The organism is Mycobacterium sp. AMU20-3851 (assembly GCF_043974665.1).
In the GTDB taxonomy this organism is placed as follows: domain Bacteria; phylum Actinomycetota; class Actinomycetes; order Mycobacteriales; family Mycobacteriaceae; genus Mycobacterium.
Genome location: NZ_CP146371.1, coordinates 4,176,365 through 4,198,913, shown reverse-complemented (window position 1 = coordinate 4,198,913; position 22,549 = coordinate 4,176,365). Strand labels below are relative to the sequence as shown.

Annotated in this window: 19 protein-coding genes; 10 read left to right on the top strand and 9 right to left on the bottom strand. The window is 66.6% G+C overall.

What is annotated here, in order from left to right; translation table 11 throughout:
• Nucleotides 1–77: 77 nt before the first annotated feature.
• From V4U86_RS20015 to V4U86_RS19985, 7 genes are all read left to right on the top strand, one after another.
• Nucleotides 78–980, top strand: coding sequence for a LysR family transcriptional regulator (locus V4U86_RS20015; RefSeq protein ID WP_395307675.1), 903 nt, complete (start codon nucleotides 78–80; stop codon nucleotides 978–980).
• A 266-nt stretch (nucleotides 981–1,246) separates the two neighbouring features.
• Nucleotides 1,247–2,710 (top strand): purine-cytosine permease family protein, encoded by a 1,464-nt coding sequence (locus V4U86_RS20010; protein ID WP_395307674.1) that lies wholly within the window; start codon nucleotides 1,247–1,249, stop codon nucleotides 2,708–2,710.
• A gap of 29 nt (nucleotides 2,711–2,739) precedes the next feature.
• A complete protein-coding gene (locus tag V4U86_RS20005) occupies nucleotides 2,740–4,176 on the top strand; it encodes an amidase (RefSeq protein ID WP_395307673.1) in 1,437 nt (478 codons plus the stop codon).
• 787 nt (nucleotides 4,177–4,963) lie between these two features.
• On the top strand, nucleotides 4,964–6,115 hold the full coding sequence (locus V4U86_RS20000; protein ID WP_395307672.1) for an MFS transporter: 1,152 nt from the start codon (nucleotides 4,964–4,966) through the stop codon (nucleotides 6,113–6,115).
• Nucleotides 6,116–6,237: 122 nt separating this feature from the next.
• Nucleotides 6,238–6,861, top strand: a complete 624-nt coding sequence (locus tag V4U86_RS19995) for a TetR/AcrR family transcriptional regulator (RefSeq protein ID WP_395307671.1) — start codon at nucleotides 6,238–6,240, stop codon at nucleotides 6,859–6,861.
• Nucleotides 6,858–8,066, top strand: a complete 1,209-nt coding sequence (locus V4U86_RS19990) for a cytochrome P450 (RefSeq protein ID WP_395307670.1) — start codon at nucleotides 6,858–6,860, stop codon at nucleotides 8,064–8,066. Before V4U86_RS19995 ends, V4U86_RS19990 begins: the two co-directional genes overlap by 4 nt.
• 129 nt (nucleotides 8,067–8,195) lie before the next feature.
• A complete protein-coding gene (locus V4U86_RS19985; RefSeq protein ID WP_395307669.1) occupies nucleotides 8,196–8,816 on the top strand; it encodes a GAF and ANTAR domain-containing protein in 621 nt (206 codons plus the stop codon).
• A 19-nt stretch (nucleotides 8,817–8,835) separates the two neighbouring features.
• Here V4U86_RS19985 and V4U86_RS19980 read toward each other — a convergent pair whose 3' ends face one another.
• The 3 genes from V4U86_RS19980 to V4U86_RS19970 all read right to left on the bottom strand — a co-directional run bounded on the left by V4U86_RS19980 (nucleotide 8,836) and on the right by V4U86_RS19970 (nucleotide 11,964).
• Nucleotides 8,836–9,789 (bottom strand): AraC family transcriptional regulator, encoded by a 954-nt coding sequence (locus V4U86_RS19980; RefSeq protein ID WP_395312126.1) that lies wholly within the window; start codon nucleotides 9,787–9,789, stop codon nucleotides 8,836–8,838.
• Nucleotides 9,790–10,134: 345 nt separating this feature from the next.
• Nucleotides 10,135–11,049 (bottom strand): MBL fold metallo-hydrolase, encoded by a 915-nt coding sequence (locus tag V4U86_RS19975; RefSeq protein WP_395307668.1) that lies wholly within the window; start codon nucleotides 11,047–11,049, stop codon nucleotides 10,135–10,137.
• A 96-nt stretch (nucleotides 11,050–11,145) separates the two neighbouring features.
• Nucleotides 11,146–11,964, bottom strand: a complete 819-nt coding sequence (locus tag V4U86_RS19970) for an acyl-CoA thioesterase (protein WP_395307667.1) — start codon at nucleotides 11,962–11,964, stop codon at nucleotides 11,146–11,148.
• A gap of 70 nt (nucleotides 11,965–12,034) precedes the next feature.
• Here V4U86_RS19970 and V4U86_RS19965 point away from each other — a divergent pair, with 70 nt between their 5' ends.
• Nucleotides 12,035–12,688: a heme oxygenase (biliverdin-producing) gene (locus V4U86_RS19965; RefSeq protein WP_395307666.1), complete on the top strand. Its 654-nt coding sequence runs from the start codon at nucleotides 12,035–12,037 to the stop codon at nucleotides 12,686–12,688.
• Between the two features lie 3 nt (nucleotides 12,689–12,691).
• Here V4U86_RS19965 and V4U86_RS19960 read toward each other — a convergent pair whose 3' ends face one another.
• The 5 genes from V4U86_RS19960 to V4U86_RS19940 form a co-directional block, all read right to left on the bottom strand.
• Complete coding sequence (locus V4U86_RS19960) at nucleotides 12,692–13,990, bottom strand: NtaA/DmoA family FMN-dependent monooxygenase (protein ID WP_395307665.1); 1,299 nt, start codon at nucleotides 13,988–13,990, stop codon at nucleotides 12,692–12,694.
• Between the two features lie 26 nt (nucleotides 13,991–14,016).
• A complete protein-coding gene (locus tag V4U86_RS19955; protein WP_395307664.1) occupies nucleotides 14,017–14,622 on the bottom strand; it encodes a TetR/AcrR family transcriptional regulator in 606 nt (201 codons plus the stop codon).
• Entirely contained in the window at nucleotides 14,619–16,427 is a 1,809-nt protein-coding gene (locus tag V4U86_RS19950; protein ID WP_395307663.1) for a flavin-containing monooxygenase, read from the bottom strand. The genes V4U86_RS19955 and V4U86_RS19950 overlap by 4 nt, the downstream gene beginning before the upstream one ends.
• A gap of 181 nt (nucleotides 16,428–16,608) precedes the next feature.
• Nucleotides 16,609–18,066 (bottom strand): HNH endonuclease signature motif containing protein, encoded by a 1,458-nt coding sequence (locus tag V4U86_RS19945; RefSeq protein WP_395307662.1) that lies wholly within the window; start codon nucleotides 18,064–18,066, stop codon nucleotides 16,609–16,611.
• Between the two features lie 157 nt (nucleotides 18,067–18,223).
• On the bottom strand, nucleotides 18,224–18,562 hold the full coding sequence (locus V4U86_RS19940) for an EVE domain-containing protein (RefSeq protein ID WP_395307661.1): 339 nt from the start codon (nucleotides 18,560–18,562) through the stop codon (nucleotides 18,224–18,226).
• Nucleotides 18,563–18,819: 257 nt separating this feature from the next.
• Here V4U86_RS19940 and V4U86_RS19935 point away from each other — a divergent pair, with 257 nt between their 5' ends.
• Complete coding sequence (locus V4U86_RS19935) at nucleotides 18,820–19,971, top strand: flavin-containing monooxygenase (protein ID WP_395307660.1); 1,152 nt, start codon at nucleotides 18,820–18,822, stop codon at nucleotides 19,969–19,971.
• A 146-nt stretch (nucleotides 19,972–20,117) separates the two neighbouring features.
• Nucleotides 20,118–21,503, top strand: a complete 1,386-nt coding sequence (locus tag V4U86_RS19930; RefSeq protein WP_395307659.1) for an NAD(P)H-dependent amine dehydrogenase family protein — start codon at nucleotides 20,118–20,120, stop codon at nucleotides 21,501–21,503.
• Nucleotides 21,504–21,560: 57 nt separating this feature from the next.
• On the opposite strand, the gene V4U86_RS19925 is transcribed toward V4U86_RS19930, so the two are convergent.
• Nucleotides 21,561–22,334, bottom strand: a complete 774-nt coding sequence (locus V4U86_RS19925; RefSeq protein WP_395307658.1) for an HAD-IIA family hydrolase — start codon at nucleotides 22,332–22,334, stop codon at nucleotides 21,561–21,563.
• Nucleotides 22,335–22,549: the final 215 nt, after the last annotated feature.

Sequence of the window (22,549 nt, the reverse complement as noted above, 5' to 3'; positions counted from 1 at the left end):
ATGGGAAGTGAGATTTGCGCACGAGTCAACGAGTAAATACGCTCCGGTGACTGCAAAAATGCACGATGGGAGGTCGCATGCTCAGCTCGGACAATCTCCGCTACTTCCTCGAAGTGGCGCGGGCCGGTCGGTTGAGTGACGCCTCCCGCGTACTGGAGGTCGACCACACCACCGTGGGGCGCCGGATCACCGCGCTCGAGCGGTCGGTGGGTGAGCGGCTCTTCGATCGGGCCCCCAGTGGGTGGCGACTCACCGAGGCGGGCAAGCGGATGATGCCCCGCGCGGAGGCCGTCGAATCGGCGGTGATGGCCGCCTACGATGTCCAAGGTGCGACGCCGGATGTCTTGACCGGTTCGATTCGTATCACGGCCACCGACGGTTTCGGTGCGTTCATCATTGCGCCCCACCTCGTGGAGTTGAAGGCCGTGCACCCGCGTCTGCGCGTCGAACTGGTCACGGCAACTGTGCACAATGCGGTGTCGGAGCGGCACTTCGACGTGGCCGTGACCCTGGAACGGCCGACCTCCCGTGCGGTCCGCTCGGAGGTGCTGTGCCACTACGACCTCGGTCTCTATGCGACCGCGGAGTACCTGAACGCCCACCCGCCCATCGCCAAAGTCTCCGATCTGCGGGCGCACACCCTGATCTGGTACGTCAACGCATTGATGGACGTGGAACCGCTCAGGATTCTCGACGAGCTACCGCACGTCCAGAACGTCGACGCGCAGATATCCAACATCACCGGGCACTGGCTCGCGGCGCGAAGCGGGCTCGGGGTCGCGCCGCTGCCCGCCTACATCGCCAATGGCGATGAACGCCTGATCCGGGTGCTGCCAGATGCCTTCAGCGTTCGCAGGCTTTATTGGTTGGTGGTTCCGCGGGAGCTCGAGCGTCTTGAGCGGGTGCGGACCGTATGTGCATTCCTGCGCGACACTGTCCAGGCGCATCCCGACATGAGTCTCGGCAAGCGTCGGGCCTAGTCGCGACGCATGTGAAAAATGCTGCGCTACAGCATAATTGAAAGACCGCAGCGGACCGCAGATTCGGCTGCAATTATGCACGGACGGGTGCAGTAATGGCCATTGACTTCAGCGTGCGCCGCGGATGAGATGTAGTTCACATCATAGGTGGACGACTCCGGCGTGGCGCAGAACGAGGTGATCGGTGCGCACGTCCGCCACGTGAGTGATGTCAGTAATGCGCCCGACCCCCGCCGCGCAGATCAGAGTCGGAAAGGACTCATGCCTTGAGTTTGAGAAGTTACTTCCACGGTCCGGCCACCAGTTTGGACGACCAGGTGGAGAGTTACGCGACCACCCGGGTGCCGGACAGCCAGCGCTGGCGTCGGCCCGCCATCCTGCTCGTACTCACCGGCAACGTGACCGCCATGTTCTGGTTTGCCCTCGGCGGTCAGATGGGATTCCTGGTCGGATGGCCCGGGGTGCTCGTCCCGATTGCGTACATGGTGATCGGCGCGACGGTGGTCGGGGCCCTGGTCATGCGGATCGCCAGCCAGCAGGGTCTCTCGCTGCCACTGCTCTCTCGAGGGTTGGGGTTCGGTGCACGCGGTTCGGCCATCGCCTCCTTCGTCTACGCGGTCAACTACGTCTTCTACTTCATCTTCGAGGGCAGCATCGTCTCGCACGGACTCAGTGAGATCCTCGGCATTTCCATCGATTCCGCGGCGGCCAGCGTGGTGTTCGCGATCGTCGCGTTGATCGCGCTGTATTACTCCTGGCGAGGCATGCACTCGATGAATGTCCTGCAGCGCTTCGGTATGCCGATATTCCTGATCCTCTTCGTGATCGGAATGGTGATGCTGGCCAACGGCTATGTGCTTGCCGGACCGGGTGAATGGGTCGTCGAGGACGGTGTGACGGCGACCGCGATGTGGCAGGCTCTGAGCCTGGCCAATGGCCAGGTCGTGTTCCAGGCACTCATCGCCACCGACTACGGACGTTTCGTCAAGCGTTCGGTGTCCTACGTCGGCACCGGTGGGGTGATGCTGGTCGAACTGTTGATGATTTCGGTCGTCATGGTGCTCGGCGTCTTCCTCGGGTTCACGATGATCGAGTACTTCGACGGCGAGCGCTCCGCCCGTGAGCTGGCCGCCACCGATCCCGGGCTGATCTTCGCTGTCGTGATGGGTGTGCTCGGCGTAATCTTCGCCATCCTGACCCAGGTCCGGATCAACGTCATGAACCTCTACTCGGGATCGTTGGCGCTGTCGAATGCCTGGGATGTGCTCTCGCCGAAGCGTGTCGGCCGGCAATGGTGGATGGTCCTGCTGGTGGTGCTCGGAATCGCTTTGTACCCGATCAACGTGTTGCAGTACACCGACAAGTTCCTCGCGGTCACCGGCATCATGACCAATACCTGGATCTTCATCCTGCTCAGTGACTACTTCATCTGCCGCAAGCTGCTCAAGCTTGCCCCCAGCACGCTGGTCGAGTACCGCGAGGGTAGGGTGAAGAACTGGAACTACTGCGGAATGACCGCTCTGGCAACCGGTATCGCGGTCGGTGCGCTCGGAGTCGCGGGAGTGTACCCGCTGTACTTCGCATCGTTCGCCGCAATGCTGGTGGGTCCCATCGTGTACGTTCCGTTGACTATCCTGAGCAAGGGTTCCCAATACGGGCTGCCGGCAGCCGATTCCGAGGATCCCATGGCTGACGAGCGCAAGACGACGACGGTCGATGCCGGCGAGTGAGCCGAAAAGCTGAAAAGGACTGTGAAGAGATGACCGATACCCATACCGATACCGCGCCCGCCGACACGGCGGCGCTGCACTACCGGGAGATCAGCGAACTGGTGCCGCTGCTGACGGACGGCGACGTCAGCTCCGTGCAATTGACCGAGATGACTCTGGAGCGCATCGGCGCCGTCGACCAACGCCTGGGATCGTTTGCCTTCGTCGCCGCCGATGAGGCTCGGCAGCGCGCGCAAGAGTCCGACCAGCGTCGCAAGGCCGGCGGGACACGTAGCCCCCTGGACGGGATTCCGTTGGCCATCAAGGACATCTACGACAAGACAGGGTGGCGCACGGAAGCCGGTATGGCGCTGCGGGCCGGTCAGCTGGCCGACGGTACGGCGACGGTGGTCACCAGGCTCGAGGACGCCGGCGCGGTGATCGTCGGCAAGGTGCACACCACCGAGGGCGTGTACACCGAGCACACGCCACCATTTCGTGCGCCCCTGAACCCGTGGGACCCCAACCGCTGGGTGGGGGTCTCCTCGAGCGGTAGCGGGGTCGCCCCGGTTGCCGGGTTGTGCTACGGCGCACTGGGTTCGGACACCGGCGGATCCATCCGTATGCCGTCGGCCTCCAATGGTGCCACCGGCCTGAAGCCCACCTGGGGACGGGTCAGCCGTGCCGGTGTCGTCGAATTGGCGGCCACCCTCGACCATGTGGGTCCGATCTGTCGATCCGCGCGGGATGCCGGGTTGATCCTCGGGGCTATCGCCGGTGCCGATCCGCGTGACCCGACCGCCTCGCTGCAACCGGTCCCGGAGTTCGGTACGGAGATGCCGACATCGTTGCGGGGTGTCCGGATCGGCATCGATCCGTCATGGAGCTATCGGGACGTCAGTGCCGATGTGGAACAGGCCCATCGGGCCGCCGAAGAGATGTTGCGCGAGTTGGGCGCGGAGTTGGTACACACCGATCTGCCCGACCCGACCCAGGCCATCACCGACTGGTTCGGCGTGTGTGCGGTGCAGACCGCGCGGTCGCACCAGACCACGTTTCCCGCACACCGGGACACCTATGGTCCCGCATTACGCGAGCTGATCGAGCGTGGCATCGCCATGTCCGGTATCGAGTACGACGAGTTTCTGCAGCGACGCCTGATCTTCAAGGGCCAGATGGAAGCCGCGTTGGCGCCCCTGGACGGGGTGCTCATTCCGGCCATGTCGTTCATCGCGCCGCCGGTGGAGAAGATGATCCGGATGGACGACGAGACCACCGCCGGGGTGCACCGCTTCACTGTGCCGTTCACGCTCTCGCAACTGCCCACCATCACCTTCCCCGGCGGATTCACCACCACAGAGGCCGGTCTGCCGTTCCCGGTCGGCCTCCAGATGGTTGGGAGCGCGTTCACCGAGCGTCGCCTCGTCGATATCGTCGGCGCCTTCCAGGCCGCGACGCCGTGGAACAAGCGGCATCCGCAGGTCTGAACCTGCGCGAAGCCGGTCCAACCCGTCGGATCCTGTGCTGACTGGTTACCGGCCAGCAAGCTCGGTCGTGAGGCACGGGAACTCAGATGGCGGAGACCAAATTCGTCGAGATTCACGGGCGCGGCAGGCAGCCGTCGACGAGAGTGCCGATGATGAGGTTACGCTCCTCATCCACGGTAGGGCGGGAGCGCCGAGACCTGGCCGGCCGTAGTACCACGGCCGGCCAAGAAGCACCGGGTGACCGCTTTACCGGCATTCGGAGTACTGTCGTCGGCTCGGGTGCTGATCGGTAGCGGTGGGCCCCGTGGTTACCAAGGGGCCCACATCAGCGTGCTCATAACCGAGAGGCCACAGGTTCGAATCCTGTCTCCGCTAATAGGTTTTCATTGTGTTCGTGAGAGTTGGAGAGCCTGTCGTGCGACGAAGGAGACTGTGAGTGCGGTGCTCATTGCGCAGCTGGAGGACCTCGGCGTTGCCGCCGGACGCCACGACCGCCGCCGCACCCCGAGCCCGTTACCGCGCATCAGGTGAGCCACCGATAGATTGCTGTCCTGGTGGCGGGTCCGCGGTGTCGTTGGGCAGAAGTACAACACCGGGCTCTCGGTTCGTCCCACCAGCCAATGGCCCGGGGCCGCATTGCGCTGACACCATCTGTACCGCAGATGGCAAGAGCGCAGCTGACAACAGGGAAACGTGAGGCATGTCTTCGTCTTCGGTAAGTGACTGCAGCACGTCGTCATCGGCATCGAGCTACTCCCGGCGGGACCTTACGCGGGTCCGGCTGGCGGTGTCCGGGGTTTTCCTGGCCTTCGGGTTCGCGGTGGCCGCCTGGGCGGTGCACCTGCCCTCACTGCAGCGCGCCACCGGCATCTCCACCGCGATGCTGGGGACCGTCGTACTGCTCTACGGATTCGGCGCCCTGATCGGGATGCAGATCTGTGGGCCGCTGTCCGACCGGTGGGGTGCGGGGCGGGTCGCGCTGGGCGCCACACTGCTGATGACCGTGTGCGTGCCGTTGCCGTTCCTGACCGCCGGTCTGGGCTGGGTGATCTGCGGAGCACTCGTGTTCGGTATCGCCACCGGCGGCGCCGATGTCGCCATGAACGCCGCCGCGGTGGCCCTGGAACGCACGTACGAGCGGCCGATCATGGCGTCCTTTCACGGGATGTTCTCGATCGGCAACGTGATCGGATCCGGTATCGCCGCAATCGGTTTCCTCGTCCATGCATCGACGGTCCTGATGACCGGGGTGATGGCCGCGACAGGAGTCGCCCTGATGGGGGCGGCATCGCCCTGGTTGCGCAGTCCGGTGCTGACCGCAGCCGCGCAGAACCTCGCGGCCAACCATGCGTCCCCGGGGCGCGCCCGTCAGAAACCGGGCAGGGGTCGGGTGTTGGTGCTGGGCGCGGTCGCGTTCCTGTGCCTGCTCTGTGAAGGCTCCGCGATGGACTGGTCGAGCCTGCACGCCCAGCAGCACCTCGGCGCGTCACCCGCGCAAGGGGCGATGGCGTTCGCCGCGTTCGTGTCCGCGATGACCATCGCCCGGTTCGTTCTGGACCGCATCGTGCACCGCGTCGGCCCGGTCGCCGTCGTCCGCTACGGCTGCATGCTCATGGTCGTCGGCGCCCTGCTGGTGGTGACGGTGCCGACGCTGCCGGTCGTCATGGTGGGCTGGGCGCTGTTCGGCCTCGGCTTGGCCGGCGGCGCCCCGCAGGTGTTCAGTACCGCAGGCAATCTCGGGGGGCCCGACTCGGGCCGGGTGCTGGGCCGGGTCGTCGGGATGGGCTACGTCGCTTTCCTGGCCGGGCCGGCCCTGGTGGGCTGGATCGGTGAGGCCACCTCGCTGAACACCGCGCTGTTCCTGCCCGTCCTGGCTGGGGCGGTGTGCGTCCTCGCGGCAGGTAGTGTCCGCCGCGAGGAGCACGGCGCACCCCGCTGACCAGCCAGGGGTTACACCGCCTACCCGGTAGGCAGTGGGTGGCCTCGGCGCGGGACATGCCCGTCCCGCGGGCCGATTACGAGACTCTTGATTTCCGGAACTCACTGGTTCAGGATCGAGGTGTGACGGCGACCACACGGACGGAGCGGGGGTCGCGCACGCGCGGGCGGCCGCGGGACGATCGGCTGGACGCGGCGATCATCGACGCAGCGGTCGCCGAGACCGCGGCCAAGGGCTGGGGCGGCGCCACCATCGAGGGCATCGCCGCCCGAGCCGGGGTGGGCCGTGCCTCGATCTACCGCCGCTGGCCGAGCAAGTACGAGCTGTTCCAGTACGTGGCGCGCGCAATCACCCAGGAATCCGAGGCAGCCGACACCGGCTCCTTCGTCGAGGACCTGTTCGCCGCGCTGCTGCCGATCGCCGACATGCTGACCCGGCCCGACCTCGCCGCGATCCTGCCCTCGCTGCTCGCCGAGGCGGCCAACGACGAGTCGATCCGCACGACGGTGCAGACCTTCGCCGGACGGTGCCGCCAGCAGGCGATCGACGCGGTGCAGCGGGCCCGGCGCCGCGGTGACATCCCGGAGTCCACGGACGCCGACGCATTGGTGGACATGCTGGCCGGTGGGCTCGTCTACCGGCGGCTGTTGCTCGGTGAGACGGCGGACGCGGCGGCGGTCCGGGCACTGATCCGCCAAGCCGTGCAGAGCTGCTCGACGGATATCGGGAAAGGGGAACAACCGTGACCGACGTTCTGGAGGTCGATCTCACCGACCCGCAGCTCTACACCAACGGTTTCCCGCACGAGCTGTTCACCGAGCTGCGGGCCCGGGGCCCGGTGCACCGCCATGAGGCCGTGCAGGGGCGCCCGGCGATCCCACCGATTCCGTTCTGGTCCATCGTCTCTCATCCTGAGATCCAGCAGGCCAACCGCGATTGGAAGACCTTCGAAGCCAAGGGCGGACCCATGATGGCGCCGGATCCGCTGCTGTCGGCCGGGCGCACCCTGGTGTCGATGGATCCGCCCGAGCAGGCCGAGATGCGCCGCATCATCACCTCGGAGTTCACGCCCCGCATGATCGGCCGGCTGGAACAACGCATCACCAGCCGTACCGGGCAGATACTGCAGGCCGCGGCCGGCGACACCTGCGACTTCGTCAGCGATATCGCCTATCAGGTGCCGATGCACGTGATCGCCGACATCGTCGGCATTCCCGAGGACGACCGGCCGTGGGTGTTCGAACGGACCGATCAGCTGCTCAAGACCGGTAACCCGTACAACGGCTACACCGAGGAGCAGCGGCTCGGGTTGCAGGTCGAACTGTTCGAGTACGCCCAGCGTCTCACCGCGGACAAACGCAGCAACCCGACCGACGACGTGTGGACCAAGCTCGCCGGACAGCTCGACGGCTTCGAGTTGGAGATGTTCTTTCTCATCCTGTCCATCGCCGGAAGCGAAACCACCAGAAACGCACTGACCCAGGGGCTTATCGCGCTACTGGGCAACCCCGAGCAGCTCGCCGACTTGCGGGCCGACCCGAGCGCCGCGGCGACCGCGGCCGACGAGGCCATCCGCTGGGCGAGCCCGGTATTGTTCTTCGGCCGGACCGCGACCGCCGACATCACCATCGGTGGTCAGGACGTGAAGGCGGGCGACCGGGTGCTGTTCTGGTATCCGTCGGGCAACCGCGACGAAACCGTGTTCGAGGATCCGTTCCGGTTCGACATCCGACGAACGCCCAACCCGCACGTGTCTTTCGGCGGCGGTGGTGTGCACTACTGCCTGGGTGCGAATCTCGCGCGTAAAGAGGTCGAGGCGGTGTTCGGGGCCATCGTGGCCGGCTACGACATCGAGCTGGCCGGGCCTGCGTTGTGGGCCGGCGGAGGACCGGTCCACAACGTCGGGATCGGCATCGACGCGCTGCCCGTGCGGGTCACCGCGCGCATCTGATCACGCCGCCGCGGTACCGGCGCGAACGGCTGTCGCCGCTATTACAGCGGCTGCTGCAGGCGGTATCGCGGGGCGCACCGGGCCGGTGAGCGAAAGTTTCCCGACGACTCGACCGATTTCGCCGCGGCGATGCAGGCGATCAACGCCGGCTCGGTGGCAATGGTTGCCGGGGCGCGATACGCCGGGATCACCGTGATCGAGGCCGACGGCACGGTCGCTGCGTTGGGGGCCACTCACCGTTTTCCGGCCGTGCTGGACTCGGCGCAGGGGGAGACCGGCGAAGGGCCGGGCTTGTCGGCAGCGCGGCAGCAGCGGGTCACCCGCGTCGACGACCTGCAAACCGACTCCCGGTGGCCCGCATTCAGGCAGATTGCGTTGGCCCGGACCACTGTTCGTTCCATGCTCTGTGTCAACCTGCTCGGTGACGACGCGCGGATGGCAGCCTTGAGCCTGCTGGCCGAGTCACCGAACGCTTTCACCGACGAGTCGGTCGAGATGGCGACCATGTTGGCCGCCCACACCACGATGGCCTGGAACCTGCGGCGGCGCCAGGAACAGTTCAGCGTCGCGCTGGATTCCCGCGACATCATCGGCCAGGCCAAGGGAATGCTGATGGAACGCTACGGGATCGACGCGGACGAGGCCTTTGCGTTGTTGAAGAAAATGTCGCAGGAATCCAACGTCAAGCTGTCCCGCATCGCCGAAAACAATGTCGCGCTGACCCATCCCGGCGCAAAACGCAATCAGTAACCGCTACTGGGCAACCCGGCTAGTTCCGCAGAGTGGCCATCGGTGACCGCCCGTAGGTCTGCCGGTAGTAGGCGGCGAACCGACCGCCGTGGGCGAAACCCCACCGTTTGGCGACAGTGCTGACCGCGGTGTCGACCGGAGAGCTGGCCAACAGATCCTGGTGTGCGCGGTCCAATCGGACCGTGCGCAGGTATTCGGTGGGCGTGCAATCCAGGTGTCGGCGGAACATGTACTGCACGGCGCGGGGGGTCAGGAACACCGCATCGGCGATGTCCCGCGGGCTGATGTCCTCGTGCGCATGCTCGTCGATGTAGGCCAGCGCTCGGCGTAGCAGTACCGGTTGCTCGGCGTCGCGTCGGTCCGCGGCCGTCGGTTCGAGCTGCGCATTGTTCGGGAAGGCCTGCAGGGTGGCCGCAGCCAGGTGGGTGACGGCCGAATCCACGATCAGCGGGGAATTGCGGGCCTGCTCATCGGTGAGGACGTGGTCGCGCAGGTATCTGATCAGCGAGCTGAGTCGCTGCTTGGCCGCCGGGGACACCGGGCGGTGACCTTCCAGTTTCACCGGTCCCGCCCGGCCGTGGGGTGCCGTGGTGGCGACCCGATCGAACAGGGCGCTGTCGAACACCGTCAGGTCGTACTCCGCCGCGCAGACCCGCCCGGAGTAGGGGAGTTCGGGCGGGCTGTACAGGGTCAGATCGCCCGGGGCGAACACGTCGTCCGGCTCACCGATGAAGTTCTCCTCGATGTGGCCGCTGTGCACCTCGCAAAGCACGATGAAGCCCAGAGGACTGGCGTCATAGCTCATGTCGAAGGTGACCGACAGCCGGTCCAGGCTGACCTGTCCGAGGGTGCGCCGCACCACCTGAGTCCGCGCCGGGTCGCCCGCGCCGCCGAGGCTCATCTTGGTGTACGTGCGGCCCAGGAAGTCCTCGGTCTCGCCGAGATCGTCGCTGTCGAAGCTGAAATCCTGCATCTTCGTCACCCAACGCCCTGCCGCAATCAGCCGTGATCAGGCTATACGTCGAAGGCGCGGCAACTGGCGATCACCTTTCATCACCCGGTCAAGCGACCGCCGCGTCACGCGCACTGTCGGCGGGCGACTGCGCGCACGAGGCGCACTCGGCCGAGTCGATGTCCATCTGACCGCAGCTCGTGCAGATAAAGGGAATCACGGTTGGCACCTCCACGTCGTATCGGTGGCGCACCGTCGCGCCTCGTTGCGTGCCCTGTACCCCGCCGAGGCGCGGGTTGAAACCGGCATGTGACCGAGAACCCGATCGCCTCGTCGCCGGGATCTCCGGCGACGAGGCGGCGCACGTCAGTAGTCCCAGACGGCGGGCACGAACCGGAAGGCGTTTCCGGCCACCGCGACGTGGCAGACCGAGGGGAAGGGCAGATGGGTGGCCACCAACTGTTCGCCGCTGGCGGCCAACTCGGTCAGCAGGCGGATCCGTACCCGGGTGGACTCCTCGGGGTCGTGCTCGAACCCGTTCTGCCATCCTGGCTGCTCGAATCCCGGCTGGAACACCGCGTCCCCGGCGAAGGTCAGCGCATCACCGCCGGATTCGATCCGGACGATGCTGTGTCCGGGAGTGTGGCCACCGGTGCGACGCAGCAGGACACCCGGTGCCACCTCGTACTCGTCCTCGAACACTCGCAGTTGGCCACGGTAGAGGTCCAGGAACTGCGCGGCCGTCTGACGCAGCACCGGTGGGATCGCCGCCGGCATCACGGTGCGGGTGAAGTCGGGGTTCTCCCAGAAATCAGCTTCGGCGGCCGCGACGTGTACCCGCAGGTCCGGGCGCAGCTTGTTGCGCAGCCCGGCGACCAGCAGCCCGCCGATGTGGTCCATGTGCAGGTGGGTGAGCACGACGTCGGTCACCGATGCCGGGTCGATCCCGGCCGCAACCAGGCGCATCCCCAGCTGCCCCGCGCGCGGGAAGTCGGGAAACTCGGTGCCCAACCCCGAGTCGATGAGGATGGTCTTGCCGGCGCTGCGCACCACCGCCACATTCAGCGGCCAGTCCAGGACCTCCGGCGGCAGGAACATGTCCTTGAGCCATGCCGCGTACGCGGCGGGTTCGGCGTTGGTTGCCAGGGTGGACGCGGTGATCGGCAGCACCCCGTCGCTGATCACCAACACCTCGATGTCGCCGACGTTCAGCGCGTAGCGCGACGGCACCAACTCGTCGATCCCCGTGCCACCCAGATGGGTGATGTTGTCCACGCTCATGTCCTCTTCCTCCTGCACACCGTGTCCGACGAAGGTGCGGGCTGCCCCTTCTGCCCGGTCGAACGCGTGTCAGTCGGAAAAGTCATCCCCGAGTGATCAGTGGTAATCGGGGAAGTACATCTCCTGCCCCACGGTGCACACCAGTGAGCCGTCGCGGTTGAACATCGTCCCGCGGGCCAGGGCCAGCGTGTCGCTGCTACTCGGCGAAGACTGTTCGTAGAGCAGCCAATCCGACAGATCCGCCGGGCCGTGGAACCACACCGAATGGTCGCGCTGCGCCGACGCGCCGATCTTCCCGCGGGCGGCGTAGGCCGGCTCGGTCAGCGTCACCGCCGACAAATAAGCCACCAGGGAGGCGGTCAATACCGGATCGTCGGGAACCTCGCCGTCGGGGCGCCACCAGATCCGGGACCGCGCCGGGGGCGACTGGTCGGCGTCCACGATTCGCCGCTGGAACCAGCGCAGGCTGGCCCACATACCCTCATTTGCCTCGGTCGACTCGGCGAAATGTGGTGCCACCCATGGTAAGTCGCCAGGTTGAGCAACCTGCGGCGCGGACGGCTGATATCCGCCGGCACCGGGGCCCCCGGCCTTGAAGGAGGACATGGCCTCCAACAGGATCTGACCGTCCTGGCGTGCGGTGACCCGGCGCGCCGAAAACGTGCGCCCCTCCTGCAGTTCGGTCACCTCGAAATCGACGGGATGGCGGGCGTCCCCGGGCCGCAGGAAGTAGGTGTGCACGCTGTGCGGGGCCCGGCCCGGGGCGGTGAGGCTGGCAGCCATCAGCGCCTGCGCGGAGATGTGCCCACCGAGAATGTGATTGGCCGGCGCGGCGAGCTGGACGCCGGTGAACCGGGCCGCGTTCACCCGTTCGAGCTGCAAAGAGGCGAGCACTTCGCCCAATGAGGAGGACATCGCAGGTATTGTGCCCGACCCGCTCGGTATGGTCGTAGCCACCGTCTCGCACCGCAGTCTGGAGCACAGCATGCCGCCGAGTACCGCCGAGGCCATCCGGCCGCTGTCCGTCGCGATGAAGGAGGGCTCGGCGAGCGAACACGACGCCGCCGAGCAGTCTCCGTTCGTGACCGAACTGCTGGCCGGCCGCGTCGACGCGCAGGGCTACACCGATTATCTGCTGCGGCTGCGCCTGATCTATGCGGCGATGGAGGACGCTGTGCGCGCACACCGGGACGACCCGTTGGTCGCCGCGGTGTACGACCCGGTGCTGGAGCGGACCGCGGCGCTGGATGCCGATCTGGCGCACTGGGCACCGGGCGGGGACCGCGCAGTCGAATCCCCGGCCGCGGCTGCCTACCGGGACCGGATCGCCGCCGCCGGCTGGGGCGGTGAATTACTGGCTCATCACTACACCCGCTACCTGGGCGATCTGTCCGGCGGTCAGGCCATCGGCAAGATCCTGGACCGCGAATTCGGCCTGGGCGGAGCAGGGTTGGCGTTCTACCACTTCCCGCTGCGAGTCAAGCCGTACAAGGACGGCTACCGGGACCGGCTCGACGGGTTGGCGCTGGGACCCGCGGACATCGACCGGGTGGTGGACGAGGTCAAGGTCGCGTTCGGTCTGAACCAGGCGGTGTTCGACGAGCTGGCCGAGAATCTCCCGCGCTACCGGCGGTCGTAGGTATCAGAACCGCTCCCGCAGCGGGCGGTCGTGCGGCGTGGCGCGGTAGATACCGCGGTCGATGAGCCGGGGGACCACCTCGTCGATGAATTCCCGGATGGCTTGTGCGCCTGCCGAGAACATCAGGTTGAAACCGCCGACGTTGCCGTCCTCGTGCCAGGCCGCGAAGTCCTCGACGAGGTCGTCATAGCTGCCGATGAACTTCCGGTGGGTCGCACCCCCGCGGCCGACGGCCTGGGCGACGACTTCGCGCACGGTGACACCGGGACGCTCCTGAATCCAGTTGTACAGCCCGACGTAGTTGCCGAAGGTGCTCTTGATGGTCTTCTCGACCTCTTCGGGGCGGGGCAGCAGATCGGCGGGGAACCGGTCGTCGACGTCTCCGAACGGGACCTCGATGCCGAACTGCCCCAACGCGAATGGGGCGATGGGCTCCCAGTTCACGTGGCTGTCCAGCTCGTGCAGCTTCTCCTCGGCTTCCTTCGCGGTGCGCCCCAGGTAGGGAATGAGGCCGGGGATCGGTGGGACCGAGCCCGGGGCGCGGCCCTGCTCGACGAGGGCTTTGTCCAGGGATTCGCGGTAGGCCGCGGCGCTGTCGCGGGTGGAGGAGTTGGTGAACACCATCTCTGCGTGCTTGGCGGCGACCCGGATGCCGGCGCCCGACCCGCCGGCCTGGGCGATGAGCGGGCGGCCCTGCCGGCTCGGCGCGATGTTGAGTGCGCCGGCCACCTGAAACAGGTTGCCCCGGTGGTTGATCGGGTCGGCATAGAACCTGGTCAACCCGTCGGGGTCGCGGCGCAGCGCACGGTTGTCCCACAGCGCGCGCAGCACGTCGAGGAACTCGTCGGCGCGCTGATAGCGTGCCTCACGGTCCAGATGCTGTTCCAGGCTGTAGTTCTGCGCGAACTGGTCGATGACCGAGGTGACGGCGTTGTAGCCGGCCCGGCCGTCGGAGGCCTGGTCCAGCGAGGCCAGTAGCCGGGCCAGGTTGTACGGGTCGTAGAACGTGGTGGACGCCGTGGCGATCAGCCCCACGTGCTTGGTGTGCTGGGAGATCGCGGTCAGCGCGGTGATCGGTTCGGCCGGCCCGCCGTCGAAGGCCGGGGATCCGTTCAAGCCGGGAATGTCGCCGACGAACAGTGCGGTGAACAGTCCCTCGTCACCGAACCTGCCGTACTCCAGCAGCCGTTCGAAAGTGCTGCGCTCGGGGATGCCGTGTGCCTGTTCGTACTTGTAGGCACCCTGGTGCAGGTTGATGTCGTTGGCCACCAGGTTCAGGTGCAGATGGCGTCGGTCTGACATGTGTTGTCCCTTGATGGTCGGCGCTGTCAGCGCATGGTGGCGTAGAGGGCGTCGGTCATCGCCTCGATGGCGGCCTCGCGGTCCAGCGGCCAGCCGTCGACCAGCCACAGGTGCATGAATGAGTCGACCATGGTGTACATCATCGCGATGGCCAGGCGTAGTTGAGCCTCGGTGGCACCGGGCATCGCCTCCGAGCGAACCCATTCGGCCACATTGGCTTCCATGGTGGTGCGGTGCGCCGCGGCGAACTCCGGGTCGGCGGCGCGCGCCTGGTGCAGCGCCGTGTACAGCTCCGGCGCGGAAGTGTAGAAGTCGACGACCTTCTCGAAGAACGATCGCACCGACGGTCGGCCGGCGGGCCCACCGCGGGGCGCGTCCTGATCGGACCACACCGTCATCCGGGTGTTGCGCAGCTCCCGCAGCACCGCAGCCTTGCTGTCGAAATGCAGATAGAACGTGGCCCGGCCGATGCCCGCCCGCCCCACGATGTCGTCGACCGTCGTTGCGACATAGCCGCGTTCGGCGAACGCCTCCAGCGCCGAGGCCATGATCTGGTCGCGGGTCATGATGCGGTGCCGGTCCCGCATGGTGAGCTTCGGTGCCGCGCCGGTAGTTCGGGTGGCGGCGCTCATGAGATCGTGACTCCGTCGAGGCGTCCCGTCGCACGCCAGGCACTGAGCATGTCGAAGAAGTCGGTTGGCTTGCCGCCGAAGTTGTTGGCCAGCATGCCGTGTGGATTGTCCTTCTCACCCTCGGAGCTCAGATAGCTCGGGGTGCAGTCCGCGTAGAAGGTCTTGGGCTTCTCCGACGCCTCGTTCATCGCGGTCAGCCATTCCTCTTCGGCGTCGCTGGTGGCCTCGATGGTCGATGCGCCGCGCTGGGCCCAGGTGCGCACCAGATAGGTGAAGTGCCGCGCCCGTTCCTCGGCGGTGTGGGTGTAGTTGGGGGACACCCCGGATTGGGTGTAACCCAGGAAGAAGCAGTTCGGGAAGCCGTGCGACTGCAGTCCGTGGAAGGTGCGCATGCCCTTGGCCCATTTGTCGGACAGCCGCACGTTGTCGCGGCCGACGATCTCGAAGCCGAGGCGCCGGGTGAATTCGGTGCCGACCTCGAACCCGGTGGCGAAGATCAGCGCGTCGAGTTCATAGTGCACCCCGTCCACGACGGCGGCGGTCTCGGTGAACCGCTGCACGCCGCGGCCCTCGGTGTCGACCAGGGTGACGTTGGGCCGGTTGAAGGTCGGCAGGTAGTCGTCGTGGTAGCCGGGGCGCTTGCAGTTGAGTTTGAACCAGGGCTTGAGCGCCTCGGCGGTCACCGGGTCGGTGACCACGTCGCTGATCCGGCGACGCAAGCGCTCCATGGCCTCCCAGTCGGCGCGGTACAGGAAATCGGTGATCTCCTCGGGTGTCATCGCCCGGCCCAGACGGGCGGTTTCCCGGGCCACGGCCGGCTCGGTGAGGGCCAGGGCGTTGCGGGTCCAGCCGTCGTCGGTGAGATCGAGCTCGGTTTCGACACCGGCGGTGACGCGGGTGAAGTTCTCCATCCGCGCGCGCTGCCAGCCGGGTTGCAGGCCCGCCGCCCACTGTGGGTCGGTCGGGCGGTTGTTGCGTTTGGCGACGGTGCTGGGGGTGCGCTGAAACACGTAGAGCGCTCCGGCGTCTCGGCCGAGGTGCGGGATGCACTGCAGCCCGGTGGCACCGGTGCCGATGACGCCGACGCGCTTGTCGTGCAGCCGGCTCAGGCCGCCGGATTCGTCGCCGCCGGTGTAGTCGTAGTCCCAGCGGCTGGTGTGGAAGGTGTGGCCACCGAACTCGTTGATGCCCGGGATGCCCGGGAGTTTGGGCCGGGTCAGGGATCCGGGGGAGACAGCGACCAGGTTGGCGGTCAGACGGTCGTGCCGGTCGGTGCTGATTTCCCAGTGTTCGGCGGCCGCGTTCCAGGTCATGCCGGTAACGGTGGTCTGTAACAGCGCGTTTCGGTACAGCCCGTAGTGGCGGGCGATGGCCTGCAGGTGTTCGCGGATCTCCGGGCCGTGCGCGTAGCGCTCGGTCGGGGTGTAGTTCAGTTCCTCCAGCAGCGGCAGGTAGATGTAGGACTCGATATCGCACTGCGCGCCCGGATAACGGTTCCAGTACCAGGTGCCGCCGAAGTCGCCCGCGGTATCGACGAGCCGGACGTCGGTGATGCCGGCTTCCTGCAGTCGGGCCGCGGCGATCAGGCTGCCCAGCCCGCCGCCGATGATCAGCACCTGGGTGTGGTCGGTGACCGGGTCGCGGTCGACGCGTTCGGTGTACGGGTCGTCGGCGTAGTGCGAGAAATTGGCGGTGACCTCGACGAACTGGCCGACCCCGTCGTCGCGCAGTCGCTTGTCCCGTTCGGCCTGGTACTTCGCGCGCACCCAGTCGGCGTCGTAGGTCGCAGGCTGGGGGCCGAGCATTCGCGTTCGCTCCTATCTCGCTGGACAGTGTGTCCAGTGAACGTATGGAGCGTCATGATTACAGACTGAGCGTCTGGTGTAAAGGCGGTAGAACTAGGCGCGAGTGGGTGGAGGAGCGCCTAAAGGGCGTGCGCGCTACTCGGTTCACGACTGTGGCGAATATCGCCGGCCCGGCGCGTTTCTAGGGAGGGGGTTCGTCGTCCCGAGGTCCAAGGAGGCGCTCGGGGTGGTGCAGGTTGTTGAGGTGGGCTTGGCCGGTGGTGGGATCGATCCATTCGAATCGGCCGTCGGGGCGGCGTCGGGTGGTCCAGCCGGTGTCTTCGATCATCTGGTTGGCGGGGCTGCAAGCCAGGGTCAGGTCGTCGACGTTGGTCTGCCCGTTGTGTTTCCAGTCCGCGAGGCCGTGGTGGGCCTCGGTGTCGTAGAAAGCGGCGTCGCAGCCTGGGCAGGTGCAGCCTCGTTCGCGTCCGAACAGTGCGAGTTTCTGTGCCCCGGTGGCGCATCGCTGGGCTCGTCCGAGGTGCAGTGCCATGGAGGTGTGGCCGTCGAAGACGGCGAGGTAGTGGTAGGCCCCGGCGGCGGCCATCGAGATCAGATCTCGTATCGGCAGCAGGGAGCCGCCGCCGGTGACGGCGTACCCGGCGCCGGCCTGGAGTTCCTGCAGGGTCGTCGTCACCACCACGGTGGTGGGTAATCCGTTCAGCCTGCCCAGGGTCTGGGAGCGCAGCAGCAGGTCGAAGGCTGCTGCGACCGCGTCGTGGAGGTACTGGGCCTTGGTGCGCCACTGGGAATCCAGCAGCGGGGTGGACGGTGGTGGGGTGAATGGATTGTCCTCGCCGGTAACGTCATTGGGCACGGGCACGGGCACGGGCACGGGATCCGGTTCGGGTTCGTCGAACAGGTTGGGTTCGGTGGTTACGGGCTCGGGTTCGCGGGCGGGGTGGCGGCCGCGTTCAGCGAATTTGGCGAGGATGGGTTCGATCATGGCCCGCAGTTTCGGAGTGACCCACCCGGATAGGTAGCTCAGGCCGTCGGGTTGTTGAGAACCCAGGTGCAGACCCGCTTTGCGGGCGGCCGCGTCGGCGGGTTCGTCGCCGTCGGGGTGTAGCAGGGCCAGCAGGCGGATCGCCAGGACGGTCAACGAGTGCGGGTCCAGATCGGCGGCGGCTGTGACCAGGGACTGCTCGGCTTGGGTGCGGGTGATCGGATCCACGGTGGTGGGCAGGGCGTGGAAGAACTTGCGGATCACTTCGACGTGCTCCTCACCGAACACGCCGCGGGTCAGTGCGGCGGCGGTGTGCTCCCATTCCGATGCCATGTGCTGGCCCTGCAGTGTTCGCCGCGGTGCGAGTTGGGTGGCGCGGGTGAGGAGTTTGTGGGCGCGTCCCTTGCTCATCCGGGTGCGCAGGGTGAGCAGTTTCGTCCAGGAGGTCGCACCCAACTCGGCGGGATTGGATTCGCGTTGCAGGCGGGCCAGGATCGCGTATTCGAGCATGGGGACTCGGTGGGTGGCGGTCTCGAGGTCGGCGAACGCGGCGAGCAGTTCGCGGTGTGAGCAGGCGTCGACGTCGGCGGCCAGCAGTGCGTCCACACTCGCGGTGTAGGCGGCGACTGCAGTAGTCAAATCCGACGTTGTCATGATTCGAACATACGTGCGACCACCGACAGATCCGGCCGCCCGTGTGACTGGTGAAACCAAAGGGACAGAAGATATTTGACTGATTCACGATGCTGAATTCAGCGACTCGAACGTGAACCGATGGCAGGACGCTATCGGCGGAAGGCGCGGGCGCGTGTCAACGCAGCAGGAGCGGTTCGATCAACGCCCACTCGGGAGCGGTCACCCAGGATGGATTGGCCTGTTGAGGCGACCGGAACACCTCCATCGAGCGCAGGCCGGGAATCAGGCCGAGATCCTTTGCGGTGACCGGACCGTGAAAGAGCGGAATATGAACCGGAATCTTCAACTGCCCGTTGTCATTCGACAATGCTCCGACGACCCGGCCGACACCCCATATCCCGCGCAGTGCCGGCCCGGTGACCCAGAACAGCACCCGGTGACCGGGCTGCATGAGCCGTGCGCGGTAGTTGTCGGCGACGCACCAGGCCGGGTTGGCCACGCCGGCAGCCCGCATGGGCTCCAGGTCCGTCTTGGCCGGATTGCACTTTATTACCCACCCGCCGAGAGTCTCAGCGGTGATCCTTCGCGGTCCATCGCCTCGATTCCTCATGGCGTCGAGTCTGCCTGAACTGGCCAGGACTGCGCGGATGCTGTGCACGTCAAACGTGTGCCGGCGGGCAAGCCAGAGCGGGCACCCGGGCATATGTGTGAGCCCCCCGGCAGACGGGAATGGTTGCCCTACCGGGTCAGGCCGGATAAGAGGAGGGCCGAGTGCAGACACCGAGTGGTGCCGACGAGCGGACCGCCGTCATCGGCGCGGGGCCGTGCGGCTTGGCCGTGGCCCGGCAGTTGCGCCACCTGCGGGGGATCGACGCCCTGGTGCTCGACCGTGCACCCGAACCGGCGTCATCGTGGCGACGATTCCATGACGACTTCCGGTTGAACACGTGCGGCTACTGGTCGCATCTACCAGGTCAGCACATACCCAGCCGGCACGGGCGGTGGCCATCTCGCGACGCCATGGTGGACTACTTCGACGACTACGTGCGGCGGCAGCAGCTGCGCCTGCGGATGGGCGTGGCGGTCGCGCGCATCGACCGCGACGCGGTGGGGTGGCGTCTGCACACCGATGGTGGAAGTGTCAGTGCCGCAACGATAGTCGTGGCGACCGGCAACTACCACACTCCGCGCACCCCGTCTTGGCCCGGGGCGCGGGAGTTCACCGGCGACCTGCTGCATTCCATCGACTATCACCGGGCCGGCCCGTACGTGGGGCGCGATGTTCTGGTCGTGGGGTCAGGTAACTCGGCCACCGACATCGCCGTACGCCTCAGCGCCGCTGGGGCAGGCCGAGTGCGGATGTCGGTACGCACACCGCCGCACCTGGTGCCACGGGCGATCGCCGGCGTTCCTGTCGACCTGTTCAGCGACGCCTTCGATCGACTGCCCGTGAAGGTGCTGGACCGTGCCGCAGCTGTGATGCGCACACTCTGGTGGGGTGACCTGAAAGAGAACGGCCTCCCGGCACCACGCAAAGGCATCTACCGTGCGTTGATCGAGGACACCCGCATCCCCACGTTGGGCGACGATCTGGTGCCTCGGGTCGAGGACGGCCGCATCGAGGTAGTGGCGGCCGTCGAGTCCTTCGACGGTGACAGCGTCCAGCTTTCCGACCAGACGACCGTGCACCCCGATGTCGTCATCGCCGCCACGGGATATACCAAGGGTCTCGACGATATGGTCGGCCACCTCGGCGTGCTCGATTCCGAGGGAGATCCGGTGAGCAACGGAACGCCATCCGCTGCAGCGGGCTTGTGGTTCGCCGGCTACAACGAGCCTCTGGTGGGGCCGCTTCGGTCGTTCCGGCGAGCGGCCTCGGGGTTGGCGGACGAGGTAGCAGGGTATACGGCGAATCCGGTCTGACCGAGACTCGTCGGGCGCTGCCTGAAGCGGCATCGGATCATCACGCTGTTTACAAAATGGGTGAGTGTTGTAAAGAGATTAGGTAGGCTTCGCGTCATGCGCTACCTGCAGCCCGATCCCCGCCGCGCCAGACCCTGGAGTGCTCAGTGACCAACGCCTCGATCCGCCTGGTGCAGTGGACCACCGGAAATATCTCGTGTGAGGCGGTCAAGGGCATTCTGGAGCGCCCCGGCCTGGAACTGGTCGGTGTTTACGCCTATAGCGCCGACAAGGTGGGCAAGGATCTCGGTGAGCTGTGCGGGCTCGACCGCAGACTCGGTGTCGCGGCGACCAATGACATCGACGAAATCCTGGCGCTGAAGCCGGACTGCGTTGTCTATATGCCGTTGCACCCCGACATCGGCCATCTGGAGACGCTGCTTCGGGCGGGCATCAACGTCGCGACGACGGCACACTTCATGACCGGCCGCGCCTACGGCGAGGAGGCTCGTGCGCGGATCGAGGCCGCCGCCCTCGAAGGTGGTGTGAGTATGTTCGGCAGCGGCGTGAACCCGGGCTACGTGCAGTACCTGGCGTCGATCGCGACCAACGTGTGCCGTACCGCCAATTACGTGAGCATTCTTGAGTCTTTCGACATCGGGCCATGGGCCGGGGACGCGAACCAGGACGAGCTGGGGTGGGGGCGTCCGGCGGGTGACACGAACCACGAAGCGGACATCGCGCATGCCACCATCCCGTTCGGCGACACCTGTGAGGCGCTGGCCGAGCTGCTGGGCCTGTCTGTGGACGGTATTCGCTGCGATGTCGATTTCGCGTACGCGGCAAAGGATCTCGACATCCCCGGACGGGACGTTCGCGCGGGTACCGTCGCCGGTATCTACGCACGCTGGATCGGCTCGGTCGGCGGGTTGGACGTCGTCGAGACCGCCGTGAAGTGGACGATCACCCCCGACCTGACCCCGGCATGGGACATCGGGATGGCCTACGAGATCGAGGTCCGCGGCCATCCGAACGTCACCCTGCGGGCCGGGGTGCTACCGGAGTTCGGCTCGATGACGATGGACGAGATGGTCGGAATCGGTTCGGTGATCACGGCCATGCCGGTCGTCAACGCGATTCCGGCCGTCGTCGCTGCGCGGCCGGGCATCGTCGGTTATTCCGACCTTCCCGCGGTCGCGACCCGACTGGTGCCCGCACCACCGCCCGCGCCGGCCGCCGAGGTGCCCCCACCCTCGCGTGCGCATTTCACGCGCGAGTCGACCCTGCAGGATCTCGCAGCCTCACGGGTGGGGCGGTTGCTCAACCGTGTCGTGGCCAGGCAGGCGAAGAAGACGGCCACCAATGACCGTGAGGCGGCGACGTTCGTCGGCATGGCCGCCTACCAGAGCGTCGCGCAGATGGTCGTGATGAGCGAGGGCAAGATGTCCTGGTCGGTTGCGGACTCGATCATCGATTTGGCGAACGGTCAACCCCATCGCATCGCCGGGCGGGCCATCGCCGCGACCCGAAAGCGTTGGCAAGCACCGCGATAGACGATCCGGCCGCGTCGAGTCGTCGACGTCGGGCGCCGACGGCCGACGCATCGCGACTCAGACGAGTTCTATCGCCTCGGCGATCGACGGGAGGACACGGTTCGGGCGAAACGGGTACCTGTCGATGTCCTCTACCGAGGTTGACCCGGTCAGCACGAGGATCGTTTCCAGTCCGGCTTCGATCCCGGCGACCACATCGGTGTCCATCCGATCGCCGACCATCACCGTGCTTTCTGAATGTGCTTCGATCCTGTTGAGCGCACTGCGGAACATCATCGGGTTGGGTTTGCCGACGAAGTAGGGTTGCCGGTTTGTTGCCGTGGTGATCATTGCCGCGACCGAACCCGTGGCGGGCAGCGGGCCCTCAGCCGACGGGCCGGTGACGTCCGGGTTGGTCGCGATGAACCGAGCGCCCCCGAGTATGAGGCGGATCGCTTTCGTGATGGCCTCGAAGGAGTACGTGCGCGTCTCGCCCAACACCACGAAGTCCGGGTCCACGTCGGTCAGGGTGTAGCCGGCTTCGTGCAGCGCGGTGGTCAAACCGGCCTCGCCGATCACGTAGGCCGAACCGTTGGACAACTGATCGGTCAGGAAGGCAGCGGTGGCCATGGCGGACGTCCAGATCACGTGTTCGGGGACGTCGAGACCTGTCCTGGCGAGCCGCGCGGCGAGATCACGTGGGGTGTAGATCGAGTTGTTCGTCAGGACGAGAAACGGCCGCTCCTTGGCCGTGAGTCGCTGTAGGAACTCGGCCGCCCCTGGAAGCGCGCGCTCTTCGTGTACCAGGACGCCGTCCATGTCGGTGAGCCAGCACTGAGCCTCGGATCGCACCGCTCCAGTGTGCCACCCCCACTCAGCGGCGTGTCCCGACCGACATGCCCTACCCGTTCCATAGCTCGGGTCTCCGGCAGCGCCAGGGCGATTGAAAGGGCTGACGGTGAGGGTTATGAGTTACGCAGCTATGTGGCTGCGTGCAGATCCCCCAGGGCGTACATCAGTGGGGCCAGTTCGGGGATCCCTCCGGACTGCTCCAGGGAGGACTTGAG